This window comes from Streptococcus bouchesdurhonensis (assembly GCF_948472335.1).
In genome coordinates this window covers 367,540-383,629 of the sequence record NZ_CAOKTW010000001.1, presented here as the reverse complement: position 1 = coordinate 383,629, position 16,090 = coordinate 367,540, and the positions used below count along the sequence as shown (strand labels likewise).

Below are 16,090 nucleotides of genomic sequence, written 5' to 3'. Positions count from 1 at the left end.
TGTAAGCCTTTTTTGATATAATAGTCCTATGTTAGAATCAGAAAAACAATCACGTTATCAAATGTTAAATGAAGAGCTCTCTTTTTTATTGGATGGTGAAACCAATGTTTTGGCTAATCTTTCCAACGCCAGTGCTCTTCTAAAATCACGCTTACCTAATACCGTATTTGCAGGCTTTTATCTGTTCGATGGAAAGGAATTGGTTCTAGGTCCTTTCCAAGGAGGTGTTTCCTGCATCCGTATTGCACTGGGAAAAGGTGTTTGTGGGGAGGCAGCTCATTTTCAGGAAACTGTTCTGGTTGGTGATGTAACAATTTATCCCAACTATATTTCTTGTGATAGTCGAGCTAAAAGTGAAATTGTTGTGCCGATGATAAAGAATGGTCAATTACTTGGAGTTCTGGATCTGGATTCTTCAGAGCTTGATGATTATGATGCTATGGATCGAGATTATTTGGAACAATTTGTCGCTATTTTGCTTGAAAAGACAGAATGGGACTTTACAATGTTTGGGGAGAAAGCCTAATGTATCAAGCACTTTATCGAAAATATAGAAGTCAAAACTTCTCCCAGTTGGTTGGTCAAGAAGTTGTGGCTAAGACTCTTAAACAAGCAGTAGAGCAAGAGAAAATAAGTCATGCCTATCTTTTCTCTGGTCCACGTGGAACGGGAAAAACTAGTGTGGCTAAGATCTTTGCCAAAGCTATGAACTGTCCCAATCAAGTGGGTGGTGAACCTTGTAATAACTGCTATATTTGTCAGGCAGTGACGGATGGTAGTTTAGAAGATGTCATTGAAATGGATGCGGCTTCTAATAATGGGGTGGATGAAATTCGCGAAATTCGTGATAAATCTACCTACGCTCCTAGTCTTGCCCGTTATAAGGTTTACATCATAGATGAGGTTCACATGCTGTCTACAGGAGCTTTTAATGCCCTCCTAAAGACGTTAGAAGAGCCAACACAGAATGTGGTCTTTATTTTGGCTACTACTGAATTGCACAAGATACCTGCGACTATTCTATCCCGTGTGCAACGTTTTGAATTTAAATCGATTAAGACACAGGATATTAAGGAACATATTCACTATATCTTAGACAAAGAAAATATCAGTTCTGAACCAGAGGCTGTGGAAATCATTGCTAGACGGGCTGAAGGTGGAATGCGAGATGCCTTGTCTATTTTGGATCAAGCCTTGAGTTTGACACAGGGAAACGAGCTGACGACTGCCATCTCTGAAGAAATTACTGGCACAATTAGTCTATCAGCCTTGGATGATTATGTGGCTGCCTTGTCTCAACAGGATGTTCCCAAGGCTTTGTCTTGCTTGAATCTTCTTTTTGACAATGGTAAGAGCATGACTCGTTTTGTGACCGACCTTTTACACTATTTAAGAGACTTGTTAATTGTTCAAACAGGGGGAGAAAACACTCATCATAGTCCAGTCTTTGTAGAAAATTTGACACTTCCTCAAGAAAATCTGTTTGAAATGATTCGCTTAGCGACAGTCAGTTTAGCAGATATTAAGTCTAGTTTGCAGCCTAAGATTTATGCTGAGATGATGACTATCCGTTTGGCAGAGATTAAGCCTGAACCAGCTCTTTCTGGGGCAGTTGAACATGAAATTTCTGCATTGAGACAGGAAGTTGCGCGTCTTAAACAAGAACTCGCAAATGTGGGAACTGTACCCAAGACAACAAGTCCAGCACCTAGTCGCCCAGCAGCAGGCCAGACAGTCTATCGTGTGGATCGCAATAAAGTGCAATCTATCCTACAAGAGGCCGTCGAAAATCCTGATTTAGCACGTCAAAACCTGATTCGTTTGCAGAATGCCTGGGGAGAAGTGATTGAAAGTCTTGGTGGGCCGGACAAGGCTTTGCTAGTTGGTTCTCAACCGGTTGCCGCCAATGAGCACCATGCTATTCTTGCTTTTGAGTCTAACTTCAATGCTGGTCAAACCATGAAACGGGACAATCTCAACACCATGTTTGGTAACATCCTCAGTCAGGCAGCAGGTTTTTCACCTGAGATTTTAGCTATTTCCATGGAGGAATGGAAAGAAGTTCGCGCAGCCTTTTCAGCCAAAGCCAAATCTTCTCAAACTGAAAAAGAAGCAGAAGAAAGCCTGATTCCAGAAGGATTTGAATTTTTGGCTGATAAAGTGAAGGTAGAGGAAGACTAAAGAAAGATTTCATGATACAATAAGTTTATGAATAGACAACAATTTATTATCATCGCGCTGTTTACAGCTGCTGAGACCTATTTTTTCAATGAAGCCTGGATGACTGGTCGCTATATTATGGCAGCCTTTTGGGCCATTTTGCTCTTTAGAAATTTCCGAGTTAGTTACTTGATGGGCAAGATTGTAGATGTCATTGACCAGCATTTAAAAGGAAAAGACTAGTCCTCAGCTTCTAGACAAAATCAAAGCCTTTTAGGCTTTTTTTTGTTATACTATAAAAGTATATTTATTGACCTTTTACCGTATTTTCTAGGGAAATCAAGTATGTTTCTAGTGAGCACTGTAAAGGCTTTGAAAAAGAAAGGAACTATCATGTCAGTATTAGAGATCAAAGATCTTCACGTTGAGATTGAAGGAAAAGAAATTTTAAAAGGGGTTAACCTGACCCTGAAAACAGGAGAAATCGCCGCTATCATGGGACCAAATGGTACTGGTAAATCGACTCTTTCTGCCGCTATCATGGGAAATCCAAACTATGAAGTTACCAAAGGTGAAGTCTTGTTTGATGGCGTAAACATCCTTGAGTTGGAAGTGGACGAGCGTGCGCGTATGGGACTTTTCCTTGCTATGCAATATCCATCAGAAATTCCTGGTATTACTAACGCTGAGTTTCTTCGTGCAGCCATGAATGCTGGTAAAGAAGACGATGAGAAGATTTCAGTTCGCGAGTTCATCACTAAGCTAGATGAAAAGATGGAATTGCTCAACATGAAAGAAGAAATGGCTGAGCGTTACCTCAACGAAGGTTTCTCTGGTGGTGAGAAAAAACGTAATGAGATTCTTCAACTTTTGATGTTGGAACCAACTTTTGCCCTTTTGGATGAGATTGACTCTGGTCTTGATATTGATGCCCTTAAAGTTGTGTCTAAAGGTGTGAATGCCATGCGTGGTGAAGGCTTTGGTGCTATGATTATCACTCACTACCAACGTCTTTTGAACTACATCACACCTGATGTGGTACACGTCATGATGGAAGGTCGAGTTGTCCTTTCAGGTGGTCCAGAATTGGCTGCGCGTTTGGAACGTGAAGGATACGCAAAACTAGCTGAAGAACTTGGCTACGACTACAAGGAAGAATTGTAATTACCTCGTATCTTTTAGGAGAAGTAAATGACTAAAGAAAATATTAAACTTTTTTCAGAAATGCACGCTGAACCAAGCTGGTTGGCTGACCTCCGTCAAAAAGCTTTTGATAAGATTGAGACTTTGGAATTACCAGTTATTGAGCGTGTCAAATTCCACCGTTGGAATCTGGGTGATGGAACGATTACAGAAAGTGAGCCATCAGTAAATGTTCCAGATTTCACAGCTCTAGATAATCACTTGAAATTGGTTCAAGTAGGAACTCAAACTGTTTTTGAGCAAACTCCAGTTGAGTTAGCTGAACAAGGTGTCGTCTTTACAGACTTCCACTCAGCTTTAGAAGAAATTCCAGAGCTGATCGAAGAATTCTTCATGTCATCTGTTAAGTATGACGATGACAAGTTGGCAGCCTACCATACAGCTTATTTCAACAGTGGTGCTGTTCTCTATATTCCTGATAACGTGGAAATTGCTGAACCAATCGAAGGAATTTTCTACCAAGACAGCGATAGCGATGTGCCATTTAACAAGCATATTATGATTATCGCTGGTAAAAATTCTAAGATTAGTTATCTTGAGCGTCTAGAGTCACGTGGTGAAGGAAGTGCCAAAGCAACTGCTAATATCACAGTAGAAGTAATTGCACGTTCTGGTGCTCAAGTGAAATTTGCGGCTATTGACCGTCTAGGTGAAAACGTTACTGCCTACATTAGCCGTCGTGGTAAATTAGGCAACGATGCAAGTATTGACTGGGCAATCGGTGTCATGAACGAAGGAAACGTCGTTGCGGATTTTGATAGCGACTTGATTGGTAATGGTAGCCATGCTGACCTGAAAGTTGTAGCTCTTTCAAGTGGCCGTCAGGTGCAAGGAATTGATACTCGTGTAACCAACTATGGTTGCAACTCAATCGGAAATATCCTCCAACATGGGGTTATTCTTGAAAAAGCAACTTTAACTTTCAACGGTATCGGGCACATAATCAAGGGGGCTAAGGGAGCAGATGCGCAACAAGAGAGCCGTGTTCTTATGCTTTCAGACCAAGCGCGTTCAGATGCCAATCCAATTCTTTTGATTGATGAAAATGACGTCACTGCAGGACACGCGGCTTCTATCGGTCAGGTAGATCCAGAAGATATGTATTACCTCATGAGTCGTGGCTTGGATAAGGCAACTGCAGAGCGTTTGGTTGTTCGTGGGTTCCTTGGATCTGTTATCGTTGAGATTCCAGTCAAAGAAGTTCGTGATGAAATGATTGCAACTATCGAAGAAAAATTGTCAAAACGCTAAGGGGAAGCCTATGTTAGATGTAGAAGCGATTCGCAAGGATTTTCCAATTTTAGACCAGATTGTTAATGATGAACCATTGGTTTATTTGGACAATGCTGCGACGACACAAAAACCACTAGCAGTTCTGGAGACGATTAACCGCTACTATGAGAACGACAATGCCAATGTTCATCGTGGGGTTCATACCTTGGCGGAGCGGGCGACAGCTTCCTATGAGGCGGCTCGTGAAACCATTCGTAAGTTTATCAATGCAGGGTCTACAAAGGAAGTTCTCTTTACTAGAGGAACGACAACCAGTCTGAACTGGGTGGTGCGCTTTGCAGAGGAAGTCTTGACTGAGGGAGACCAGGTTTTGATTTCTGTCATGGAACACCATTCCAACATCATTCCTTGGCAGGAAGCCTGCCGTAAGACTGGGGCAGAGCTTGTCTATGTCTATCTCAAGGATGGAGCTCTGGATATGGATGATTTGCGAGCTAAATTGACTGACAAGGTCAAGTTTGTTTCGCTAGCTCACGCCTCAAATGTTCTTGGTGTAGTCAATCCGATTAAAGAAATCACGCAAATGGCCCACCAAGTTGGAGCCATCATGGTGGTGGATGGTGCTCAATCTACTCCTCATATGAAGATCGATGTCCAGGACTTGGATGTGGACTTCTTTGCCTTTTCAGGTCACAAGATGGCGGGTCCAACTGGTATCGGTGTTCTTTACGGTAAAGAAAAGTATCTGGAACAAATGTCACCAGTAGAATTTGGCGGTGAAATGATTGATTTCGTCTATGAGCAATCTGCTAGCTGGAAGGAATTGCCTTGGAAATTTGAGGCTGGAACACCAAATATGGCAGGTGCAATTGGACTTGCTGCGGCAGTAGATTATCTTGAAAAGATTGGTATGGATGCGATTGAAGCTCATGAACAAGAATTGATTGCATATGTCTTTCCAAAGTTGCAGGCGATTGAAGGACTGACCATTTATGGTTCACAGGACTTGGCTCAACGTTCAGGTGTCATTGCCTTTAATCTAGGCGATCTCCATCCTCACGACCTTGCAACAGCTTTGGATTATGAAGGAGTAGCTGTTCGTGCAGGTCACCACTGTGCGCAACCCTTGCTTCAGTATTTGGATGTCCCAGCAACAGCTCGTGCAAGTTTTTATATCTACAATACCAAGGCAGATTGCGATAAACTAGTCGATGCCTTACAAAAGACAAAGGAGTTTTTCAATGGCACTTTCTAAACTAGATAGCCTTTATATGGCAGTGGTAGCGGACCATTCGAAAAATCCACATCACCAAGGGAAGTTAGAAGACGCTGAACAAATCAGTCTCAACAATCCGACTTGTGGGGATGTTATCAATCTCTCTGTCAAGTTTGATGCAGAGGATCGTTTGGAAGATATCGCTTTTCTAAACTCAGGTTGCACCATCTCTACAGCATCTGCTAGTATGATGACGGACGCAGTTTTAGGAAAAACCAAACAAGAAATCTTAGAACTTGCGACTATTTTTTCTGAAATGGTTCAAGGGCAAAAAGATGAACGCCAAGACCAACTTGGCGATGCAGCCTTCTTGTCAGGAGTTGCTAAATTCCCTCAACGAATCAAGTGTGCAACCCTAGCTTGGAACGCCCTGAAGAAAACAATTGAAAATCAAAAAAATCAGTAAGACAAGTTTCTTTTGTCTTATGAATCAGTAGAAATAAAGAATGAAAGAAAGGATATTATGGCTGAAGAAAGAGTAGAACCAAAACCAATTGACCTTGGTGAATATAAATTTGGTTTCCATGATGATGTAGAGCCTGTCCTATCGACAGGAAAAGGATTGAATGAAGATGTCATTCGTGAATTATCAGCTGCAAAGGGAGAACCTGAGTGGATGTTAGAATTCCGTTTGAAGTCTTATGAAACCTTCAAAAAAATGCCCATGCAAACTTGGGGAGCAGACTTGTCAGAGATTGATTTTGATGACTTGATCTACTACCAAAAACCATCTGATAAACCAGCTCGTTCGTGGGATGAGGTTCCTGAAAAAATCAAAGAAACCTTTGAACGTATTGGTATTCCAGAAGCTGAGCGTGCATATCTAGCTGGTGCCTCTGCCCAGTATGAATCAGAAGTTGTTTACCACAACATGAAGGAAGAGTTCCAAAAATTGGGGATTATCTTTACAGATACAGATTCTGCCCTCAAGGAATACCCAGACTTGTTTAAACAATACTTTGCCAAGTTGGTACCGCCAACAGATAACAAATTGGCTGCCCTCAACTCAGCAGTATGGTCTGGTGGAACCTTTATCTACGTACCAAAAGGGGTCAAGGTAGATATTCCTCTTCAAACTTACTTCCGTATCAATAACGAAAATACTGGTCAGTTTGAACGTACCTTGATTATCGTTGATGAGGGAGCAAGTGTCCATTATGTAGAAGGCTGTACAGCGCCAACTTATTCAAGTAACAGCTTGCATGCTGCCATTGTAGAAATTTTTGCCTTGGATGGAGCTTATATGCGTTATACGACTATCCAAAACTGGTCTGATAACGTCTATAACTTGGTAACGAAACGTGCTAAAGCTCAAAAGGATGCCACTGTTGAGTGGATTGATGGTAACTTGGGCGCCAAAACAACCATGAAATATCCATCTGTTTACCTTGATGGAGAAGGGGCACGTGGTACCATGCTCTCTATCGCTTTTGCCAATGCTGGGCAACACCAGGACACTGGTGCCAAGATGATTCACAATGCTCCACATACCAGCTCGTCTATTGTGTCTAAATCCATCGCTAAAGGTGGAGGAAAGGTTGACTATCGTGGACAAGTAACCTTTAATAAGAACTCTAAGAAATCTGTTTCTCACATCGAGTGTGATACCATTATCATGGATGACTTGTCAGCATCAGATACTATTCCATTTAATGAAATTCACAACTCGCAAGTCGCTTTGGAACATGAAGCTAAGGTATCTAAGATTTCAGAAGAGCAACTCTATTACCTCATGAGCCGTGGATTGTCAGAATCTGAAGCAACTGAGATGATTGTTATGGGATTTGTAGAACCCTTTACAAAAGAACTTCCAATGGAGTATGCTGTTGAGCTGAACCGCTTGATTAGCTACGAAATGGAAGGATCAGTTGGGTAAAATTTATTTTTAGATTTACTCTCAATCAAGGATTTTGAAGATGAACTTGTAACAAAAAAATCGCGGTTTAAAATCGCGATTTTTTTATAATTTTTCGTTGATGAAGCGGATAAACTGATTCCACCAAACTTTTAAGAAGAAGGCTTTTTCAACTTTCTTTTCTGCTACCATTTCAAAACTAGGACGTTCTGTGGTGATGTAACCTTGACCAATCAAGTCCTTGTCTTCATAAGTCAAATGTCCAACCACAGTTCCGGCTTCAAGTGGTGCTGGTATTGCCTTAGAATCAGGTGTGAATTGAATAGTTTGGGACGATTGTCCCCCAACACGTTCAATAAGAGTGATATCATCTTTGGCAACGGCAGTGACCGCATCTTCTTTTCCATCTTGTACAGGAGCTTTACTATCTTGGTAGGCATCGCCTTTTTGAACGATTTTACGAAGCGTGAATGTAGAAGAGATATAATCCATTAGTGACGATGTAGCTGTGAAGCGAGCGTAAGGATTATTGTCTTGATGGTCTGCGTTCAAAACAACTGTGATAACCCTCATCCCTTTTTCGACTGTAGTACCAACAAAAGACTCTCCAGCCTTATCTGTTGTTCCTGTCTTAAGGCCATCAAAACCACCGCGATAAGCAGGCATACCTTCTAACATGTAGTTGGTAGAAGTGATTGTCATTCCAGCAAAAGTAGAAGAAGGTTTTTTCGTGATTTCCAAGACTTGTGGGTATTTTTTGATGAGATTGCGAGCAACGATAGCGACATCATAAGCACTGAGCTTGTTTTCATCATCTTTTTTAGATCCTGGGTAAATGTTATCCCCTAAAGTCTCATTGTTAAGACCCGTCGTATTGACAACAGTGGCATCCTGAATGCCCCATTCCAAGAGCTTTGCCCTCATCATATCGACGAAATCTTTTTCTGAGCCAGCAATTTTTTCAGCTAACGCAATAGCTGCACTGTTAGCACTGGATACTAGGGTTGCTTCCAGTAGTTGTTCGACGGTATAATTACGAGCCTCCATAGGAACGTTACTCGCTTCAGAATTTGTCGTTAATTTGTATGGATAATCAGAGATATCTACCGGAGTTGATAGTGTAATACTACCGTTTTCCAAGGCTTCATAGACAAGATAAACAGTAATCAATTTTGTGATCGAAGCAATTTCAACTGGCTGGGTTGCATCTTTCTCATAGAGAATTTTACCGGTATTTGCCTCAACAGCAATTGCATGTTTAGCAGCAATATTAAAATCTTGAGCATCAACAGTAGATGCTGCCCCAATAACGGAAAGGCTTAGGAGAGTTAAAATTATTTTTTTCATAGTAAGTTTATTCTATCATAAAGAAAAAAATATTCCCAGTTTCATGATATAAGAAAGAAGCTTTTTTGAAAGTGTGGTAAAATAGATGAATGGAGGTACTTCATGTTTCGTAAGAATAAATTATTTTTTTGGACCAGTGAGATTTTACTATTAACCATCATCTTTTATTTATGGAGACAGATGGGTGGGATTATAACGCCTTTTGTAAGTGTCGCAAACACTATAATGATTCCCTTTCTTTTAGGTGGTTTTTTATATTATTTGACCAATCCTATTGTAAATTTTTTACAAAAGTATTTCAAAATTAATCGTATCATTGGTATTCTACTAACCTTGTGTGCTTTTGTCTGGGGGCTAGTTATTGGGGTAGTCTATCTCTTACCGATTTTGATTAATCAGTTGACCAGTTTGATAGCAACAAGTCAGACAATTTATAGCCGTTTGCAAGATTTGATTGTGGATTTATCTACTTATCCAGCCTTTCAAAATTTAGATATTCAAGCGACTATTCAACAGTTAAATCTATCCTATGTAGATATTCTACAGAATATCCTAAATAGTGTAACGAATAGTGTTGGAAGTGTCTTATCTGCGCTCTTTAGTACTGTTTTGATTATTATCATGACACCTGTATTTTTAATTTATTTTTTGTTAGATGGCCACAAATTCTTGCCGATGCTTGAGCGTACTGTTTTAAAGCGAGATAAGTTGCATATTACAGGTCTTTTAAAAAATTTGAATACTACAATTGCTCGATATATTAGTGGAGTTGCTATTGATGCGATTATTATTGGTTGTTTGGCCTTTATCGGATATAGTGTAATCGGTTTGAAATACGCTTTGGTCTTCGCTATCTTTTCAGGATTAGCCAATCTCATTCCTTATGTAGGACCAAGTATTGGTCTGATTCCGATGATTATCGCCAATGTCTTTACTGATCCCCATAGAATGCTGATTGCAGTTATTTATATGCTGATTATTCAACAAGTGGATGGAAATATCCTCTACCCTCGAATCGTTGGTGGAGTGATGAAAGTCCATCCAATTACGATTTTAGTATTACTTTTGTTATCAAGTAATATCTATGGTGTCATTGGTATGATTGTTGCAGTACCAACCTATTCTATCTTAAAAGAAATTTCTAAGTTTTTATCACGTTTGTATGAAAATCATAAAATAATGAAAGAACGAGAAAGAGAATTAGCTAAGTAAAAATCAGGAAATTCCTGATTTTTCTTTTTCATTAAAGAAGTGATGGGAGTAGAAATACCGTTTAGATTAGTAGATTAAGAATAATTCACAAAAACTTTGTAAAACACTTGCAATTTAGCTGAAATTTGATAAAATAGTAAGGAAAGTTAGACTGTATTGCCTACTGTCTATCTATAAAATATATTTTATTGGAGGCTTTTACTCAAATGGCAAAAGAAAAATACGATCGTAGTAAACCACACGTTAACATTGGTACTATCGGACACGTTGACCACGGTAAAACTACCCTAACTGCAGCTATCACAACTGTTTTGGCACGTCGCTTGCCTTCATCAGTTAACCAACCTAAAGACTATGCGTCTATCGATGCTGCTCCAGAAGAACGCGAACGCGGTATCACAATCAACACTGCGCACGTTGAGTACGAAACTGAAAAACGTCACTACGCTCACATCGACGCTCCAGGACACGCGGACTACGTTAAAAACATGATCACTGGTGCCGCTCAAATGGACGGAGCTATCCTTGTAGTAGCTTCAACTGACGGACCAATGCCACAAACTCGTGAGCACATCCTTCTTTCACGTCAGGTTGGTGTTAAACACCTTATCGTCTTCATGAACAAAGTTGACTTGGTTGACGACGAAGAATTGCTTGAATTGGTTGAAATGGAAATCCGTGACCTATTGTCAGAATACGACTTCCCAGGTGACGATCTTCCAGTTATCCAAGGTTCAGCTCTTAAAGCCCTTGAAGGTGACACTAAATACGAAGACATCGTTATGGAATTGATGAACACAGTTGATGAGTACATCCCAGAACCAGAACGTGACACTGACAAACCATTGCTTCTTCCAGTCGAAGACGTATTCTCAATCACTGGACGTGGTACAGTTGCTTCAGGACGTATCGACCGTGGTATCGTTAAAGTCAACGACGAAATCGAAATCGTTGGTATCAAAGAAGAAACTCAAAAAGCAGTCGTTACTGGTGTTGAAATGTTCCGTAAACAACTTGATGAAGGTCTTGCCGGAGATAACGTAGGTGTCCTTCTTCGTGGTGTTCAACGTGATGAAATCGAACGTGGACAAGTTATCGCTAAACCAGGTTCAATCAACCCACACACTAAATTCAAAGGTGAAGTCTACATCCTTACTAAAGAAGAAGGTGGACGTCACACTCCATTCTTCAACAACTACCGTCCACAATTCTACTTCCGTACTACTGACGTTACAGGTTCAATCGAACTTCCAGCAGGTACTGAAATGGTAATGCCTGGTGATAACGTGACAATCGACGTTGAGTTGATCCACCCAATCGCCGTAGAACAAGGTACTACATTCTCTATCCGTGAGGGTGGACGTACTGTTGGTTCAGGTATGGTTACAGAAATCGAAGCTTAATTCGATTTAGTTCCCAGAAGAACAATTATTTAAGTCAGACACTAAAAGAATCTTGCTTTGCAAGGTTCTTTTTTTCGAATATTGAACTAATATTCAATGAAAATCAAATTCAACCCACGTCGGCGTCACCTTGCCGTACTCAAGTACAGTCTGGGCTAGCTTCCTAGTTTGCTCTTTGATTTTCATTGAGTATAAAATTGAAGAATTGTTTACATAAAAAAGCTCTATACACTTGATGGGCATAGAGCAAAGGGGGGGTTATTTGATGTAGAGTTCTTGATTTTTTAGGACAATTTCACGGACACCTGCAAACTTCTTAAGTTTTTTGAGTTCTTCAGGATGGGTGACGAGAGTGATAACATAACCTTCCTTGCCCATACGGCCAGTACGGCCAGCACGGTGAGTGTAAATTTCGATATCTCTAGGGACATCAAAGTTTACAACACATTCGAGGCTATCGATATCAATCCCACGAGCCAAAAGGTCTGTTGCAAGAAGAAGGGTCAGTTGGTTATCTTTAAACTTTTCTAAGATAACTTTTCTAAATTTAACATTGACATCACTAGCTAGAGATACAGCTAAGATATCACGATACTGTAATTTTTCTTCTGCACTTCCAAGATCTGACAAGCTGTTAAAGAAGACCAGACCACGGAAATCTTCTACATGAGCTAGTTTTCGTAGCATATCCACTCGGTGACGTTGGTCTACCTGCATATAGAAATGTTGGATGTTATCCAATTTTTGGTCAGAGAGATCAATGGTGCGCGTGTTAGGCGCAATCTTTTCTTGGTCAAACTTGGTCGTCGCACTCATGTAGACCAGGTGGTGGTCACGCGGTGCGTAGTGGGTAATTTTCTCGACAAAGTGAATCTGAGAATCATCGAGCAATTGGTCGAATTCATCCAGGATGATAGTTTCCACATTCATCATCTTGATTTTTTTCAGTTTAATGAGTTCAAAAATACGGCCAGGAGTTCCAATCAGAATTTCTGGTCCTTTTTTTAGGCGTTCAATCTGGCGTTTCTGACTCGAACCTGATAAGAAGAGCTGAGCAGTCAAGCCGATAGCTTCAGTCCACGTTTTACATACATCAAAAATCTGTCCAGCAAGCTCAGTATTTGGTGCTAGAATCAAGAGTTGTTGGGCTTTTTTCTTTTGTAGTCTGAGAAGACTTGGTAGGAGGTAAGCTAGGGTCTTACCAGTTCCTGTTGGGCTCACTCCTAGAAGATTTTCTCCCGCAAGAAGGGGTTCAAATAGTTGAGTTTGAATGGGGGTAAATTCTTGGAAACCGAGTTGGTCACTCAGTTCTTGCCATTCAGTCGGTAGTTTGGTTTTCATTTTTCTGCCTCAAATCTAATGCCAGCAGTCTGGCGCATGGTATAAAGTAGCTCATGAACTGAACTTGCATCTTCCAGCCAAGTTTGGTAGAGATTCAGATCTGGTTGATGAATCATGTGTGCAAATGCAGCGACTTCCTCAGTCATCGTATGAGGAGCCTGTTGGATAGGGAGTTGGACTTGATTGCCTTGATGGTCGGTAAAAATAGCTGAGCTGACATGTTCGATGGTGTTGAGGGTCAAGGTACCATCTGTCGTATAAATCTCGCAAGGAAGATTGGAAGTGATGTTTTTCCCTGCCTTGATATGAACTTGATAGTCTGGGTAGAAGAGGATTCCATCTCCATTCAGGTCCATGCTATTGTCAAGTTGTTGAGCCATGTAGGTCGCGTCCTGAGCCTTTCCAAAGAGGCGAACGGCAGCGTAGAGAGGATAAATCCCCAAATCCATAAGGGCTCCGCCAGCAAAACGATTTGAGAAGACATTAGGTGTCTCCCCAGCCAACAAGTTAGGCATTTTGGAAGAATACTTGGCATAGTTGAAATCTGCTCCCAAAATTTGCTTGTCTGCTAAAAAGTTTTTGATAGTAGTAAAAGCTTCTTCGTGGTAATTACGAGCTGCTTCGAAGATAAAACAGTGATTTTTATTAGCTGTTTGAACCAAATCCAGCCATTCTTGTGGCTGAGTGACAGCTGGCTTTTCAAGAATGACGTGTTTACTTGAAGACAATGCAATTTTTGCCTGAGCAAAATGCAAGGAGTTTGGACTAGCAATATAGACCACATCAAAGGAGCTCTTGAAGAAGTCCTCTAATTGATCAAAGAGTTGGATATCCTGATAGCGAGAAGCAAAGGTTGCTGCAGTTTCTATCTTTCTAGAATAAACTGCGACCATCTTGTATTCTCCACTGGTATGGGCTGCTTCTATGAAGTGGTGGCTGATAGCCCCTGTTCCGATGACACCTAATTTAAGCATAGTTACTCCTTTTCCAATTTCAAATCCTTCTTTCATTATAACATAGATAGACGGGACTATCCAACAGAGGGGAAAAAATTTCAAATAAGCTACTAGGTCTTTTCCAAAGAAAGTGGTACAATAATGAGATGAGTAAATGAAATGGGAGGGAAAATGAGGTTATTACCTATAAGAAAAATATCACGTCAGTCTAAGAGGCTAGCGCTTTTTTTGACTTTTTGTGCAGGATATGTAGATGCCTATACTTTTATTGTGCGAGGGAATACTCTTGTAGCTGGACAAACTGGGAATGTCGTCTTTCTTTCAGTAGAATTAATTCAAAATAATGTTTCAGATGTTAGGGACAAGGTTCTCACATTGCTAGCTTTTATGATGGGGGTCTTTTTATTAACTGTTTATAAGGAAAAATTGAGAATTGTGAAAAAGCCAATTTTGTCATTGCTTCCTTTAGCAATCTTATCAATCATTATTGGTTTTGTACCGCAGACTGTAGATAATATCTATCTAGTACCGCCCTTGGCCTTCTGTATGGGATTGGTGACGACTGCTTTTGGAGAAGTGTCGGGTATTGCCTATAATAACGCTTTTATGACAGGGAATATCAAACGGACCATGCTGGCTTTTGGAGATTATTTCCGAACCAAGCACACACCTTTTTTGCGTGAAGGATTCATATTTGTTAGCCTGCTTAGTAGTTTTGTCCTTGGCGTTGTCTTTTCAGCCTATTTGACGATTTTCTATCATGAAAAGACCATTCTTGGTGTTCCTATTATGATGAGTATTTTTTACCTCAGCATGCTTTTTGCCTCTTGGCAGAAAAAAGTAAAAGAAAAAGCTTCATTTTAGGTGTTATTACTTGTAAGAAAATAGGAGATATGCTATACTTGAAGAGTTGACTATGCACGTTCCTGTGCAACCGCACGAACATCGTTGCTTGATTATTCAAGTTTAAGTGGTTCGTCCCACGATGCTAGGCGAGTCTTCACAAAAAAATCGGGGAAACCCATAAAAATCATAGGAGGTGCATAATGAGCACATACGCAATTATCAAAACTGGCGGAAAACAAGTTAAAGTTGAAGTTGGTCAAGCAGTTTACGTTGAAAAATTGAACGTTGAAGCTGGTCAAGAAGTTACTTTTAACGAAGTTGTTCTTGTTGGTGGTGAAAACACTGTTGTCGGAACTCCACTTGTTGCTGGAGCTACTGTAGTTGGAACTGTTGAAAAACAAGGAAAACAAAAGAAAGTTGTTACTTACAAGTACAAACCTAAAAAAGGTAGCCACCGTAAACAAGGTCACCGTCAACCATATACAAAAGTTGTCATCAACGCAATCAACGCTTAATTTTAAGGAGAACACATGATACAGGCAGTCTTTGAGAGAGCCGAAGATGGCGAGCTGAGGAGTGCGGAAATTACTGGACACGCCGAGAGTGGCGAATACGGCTTTGATGTCGTGTGTGCATCGGTTTCTACGCTTGCCATTAACTTTATCAATTCTATTGAGAAATTTGCAGGCTATGAACCAATCCTAGAATTAAACGAAGATGGAGGTGGCTATCTGATGGTTGAAATACCAAAAGATCTTCCTTCACACCAGAGAGAAATGACCCAGTTATTCTTTGAATCATTTTTCTTAGGTATGGCAAACTTATCGGAGAACTCTTCTGAGTTCGTCCAAACCAGAGTTATCACAGAAAACTAACACGGAGGAAAACATTATGTTAAAAATGACTCTTAACAACTTGCAACTTTTCGCCCACAAAAAAGGTGGAGGTTCTACATCAAACGGACGTGATTCACAAGCGAAACGTCTTGGAGCTAAAGCAGCTGACGGACAAACTGTAACAGGTGGATCAATCCTTTACCGTCAACGTGGTACACACATCTACCCAGGTGTAAACGTTGGACGTGGTGGAGACGATACTTTGTTCGCTAAAGTTGAAGGCGTAGTACGCTTTGAACGTAAAGGACGCGATAAAAAACAAGTTTCTGTTTACCCAATCGCTAAATAAAAAGGTCCAGTGAACCTTTTTATCCCGAGCCTTGAAATCTAAAGGCGAGGAAGCTAGAAGTAGCATTAAATAA

17 protein-coding genes and 1 other annotated feature are annotated in these 16,090 nt (G+C 40.5%); of the genes, 14 read left to right on the top strand and 3 right to left on the bottom strand.

What is annotated here, in order from left to right:
• Window positions 1–28 precede the first annotated feature (28 nt).
• The 8 genes from QMQ21_RS01810 (at window position 29) to sufB (ending at window position 7,748) form a co-directional block, all read left to right on the top strand.
• The gene (locus QMQ21_RS01810; protein ID WP_084865023.1) at window positions 29–526 is read left to right on the top strand and encodes a GAF domain-containing protein; all 498 of its coding nucleotides are present in this window, start codon (window positions 29–31) and stop codon (window positions 524–526) included.
• Window positions 526–2,181 (top strand): DNA polymerase III subunit gamma/tau, encoded by a 1,656-nt coding sequence (gene dnaX, locus QMQ21_RS01805; RefSeq protein ID WP_261813796.1) that lies wholly within the window; start codon window positions 526–528, stop codon window positions 2,179–2,181. The genes QMQ21_RS01810 and dnaX overlap by 1 nt, the downstream gene beginning before the upstream one ends.
• Before the next feature lie 27 nt (window positions 2,182–2,208).
• Complete coding sequence (locus QMQ21_RS01800) at window positions 2,209–2,403, top strand: DUF3272 domain-containing protein (protein WP_001081602.1); 195 nt, start codon at window positions 2,209–2,211, stop codon at window positions 2,401–2,403.
• 150 nt (window positions 2,404–2,553) lie between these two features.
• A complete protein-coding gene (gene sufC, locus QMQ21_RS01795) occupies window positions 2,554–3,324 on the top strand; it encodes a Fe-S cluster assembly ATPase SufC (protein ID WP_000114489.1) in 771 nt (256 codons plus the stop codon).
• Between the two features lie 27 nt (window positions 3,325–3,351).
• A complete protein-coding gene (gene sufD / locus QMQ21_RS01790) occupies window positions 3,352–4,614 on the top strand; it encodes a Fe-S cluster assembly protein SufD (RefSeq protein WP_261813795.1) in 1,263 nt (420 codons plus the stop codon).
• Between the two features lie 10 nt (window positions 4,615–4,624).
• A complete protein-coding gene (locus QMQ21_RS01785; RefSeq protein WP_078238326.1) occupies window positions 4,625–5,851 on the top strand; it encodes a cysteine desulfurase in 1,227 nt (408 codons plus the stop codon).
• Window positions 5,838–6,278, top strand: a complete 441-nt coding sequence (gene sufU, locus QMQ21_RS01780) for a Fe-S cluster assembly sulfur transfer protein SufU (protein ID WP_049499854.1) — start codon at window positions 5,838–5,840, stop codon at window positions 6,276–6,278. The genes QMQ21_RS01785 and sufU overlap by 14 nt, the downstream gene beginning before the upstream one ends.
• 57 nt (window positions 6,279–6,335) lie before the next feature.
• Entirely contained in the window at window positions 6,336–7,748 is a 1,413-nt protein-coding gene (gene sufB / locus QMQ21_RS01775) for a Fe-S cluster assembly protein SufB (protein ID WP_000797054.1), read from the top strand.
• 84 nt (window positions 7,749–7,832) lie between these two features.
• Here sufB and pbp3 read toward each other — a convergent pair whose 3' ends face one another.
• Entirely contained in the window at window positions 7,833–9,074 is a 1,242-nt protein-coding gene (gene pbp3 / locus QMQ21_RS01770) for a D-alanyl-D-alanine carboxypeptidase PBP3 (protein WP_023947791.1), read from the bottom strand.
• A 102-nt stretch (window positions 9,075–9,176) separates the two neighbouring features.
• Between pbp3 and QMQ21_RS01765 the strand changes: the two genes are divergently transcribed.
• Window positions 9,177–10,286, top strand: coding sequence for an AI-2E family transporter (locus QMQ21_RS01765; protein ID WP_261813794.1), 1,110 nt, complete (start codon window positions 9,177–9,179; stop codon window positions 10,284–10,286).
• 206 nt (window positions 10,287–10,492) lie between these two features.
• Window positions 10,493–11,689 (top strand): elongation factor Tu, encoded by a 1,197-nt coding sequence (tuf, locus tag QMQ21_RS01760; protein ID WP_001040726.1) that lies wholly within the window; start codon window positions 10,493–10,495, stop codon window positions 11,687–11,689.
• Between the two features lie 258 nt (window positions 11,690–11,947).
• Here tuf and QMQ21_RS01755 read toward each other — a convergent pair whose 3' ends face one another.
• Window positions 11,948–13,030 carry a DEAD/DEAH box helicase gene (locus QMQ21_RS01755; RefSeq protein WP_023947787.1) on the bottom strand — a complete coding sequence of 361 codons (1,083 nt, stop codon included), beginning with the start codon at window positions 13,028–13,030 and terminating at the stop codon, window positions 11,948–11,950.
• On the bottom strand, window positions 13,027–14,004 hold the full coding sequence (locus QMQ21_RS01750) for a Gfo/Idh/MocA family protein (protein ID WP_033684979.1): 978 nt from the start codon (window positions 14,002–14,004) through the stop codon (window positions 13,027–13,029). Before QMQ21_RS01750 ends, QMQ21_RS01755 begins: the two co-directional genes overlap by 4 nt.
• 141 nt (window positions 14,005–14,145) lie before the next feature.
• On the opposite strand from QMQ21_RS01750, the gene QMQ21_RS01745 reads away from it, so the two are divergent.
• From QMQ21_RS01745 to rpmA, 4 genes are all read left to right on the top strand, one after another.
• Entirely contained in the window at window positions 14,146–14,850 is a 705-nt protein-coding gene (locus QMQ21_RS01745; RefSeq protein ID WP_023947782.1) for a YoaK family protein, read from the top strand.
• A gap of 58 nt (window positions 14,851–14,908) precedes the next feature.
• Window positions 14,909–14,996 (top strand) — a sequence feature (ribosomal protein L21 leader region).
• Window positions 14,997–15,032: 36 nt separating this feature from the next.
• Window positions 15,033–15,347: a 50S ribosomal protein L21 gene (gene rplU, locus QMQ21_RS01740; RefSeq protein ID WP_000109141.1), complete on the top strand. Its 315-nt coding sequence runs from the start codon at window positions 15,033–15,035 to the stop codon at window positions 15,345–15,347.
• Between the two features lie 15 nt (window positions 15,348–15,362).
• Window positions 15,363–15,707, top strand: coding sequence for a ribosomal-processing cysteine protease Prp (locus tag QMQ21_RS01735; RefSeq protein WP_247939841.1), 345 nt, complete (start codon window positions 15,363–15,365; stop codon window positions 15,705–15,707).
• A 16-nt stretch (window positions 15,708–15,723) separates the two neighbouring features.
• Entirely contained in the window at window positions 15,724–16,017 is a 294-nt protein-coding gene (rpmA, locus tag QMQ21_RS01730) for a 50S ribosomal protein L27 (protein ID WP_000916509.1), read from the top strand.
• Window positions 16,018–16,090: the final 73 nt, after the last annotated feature.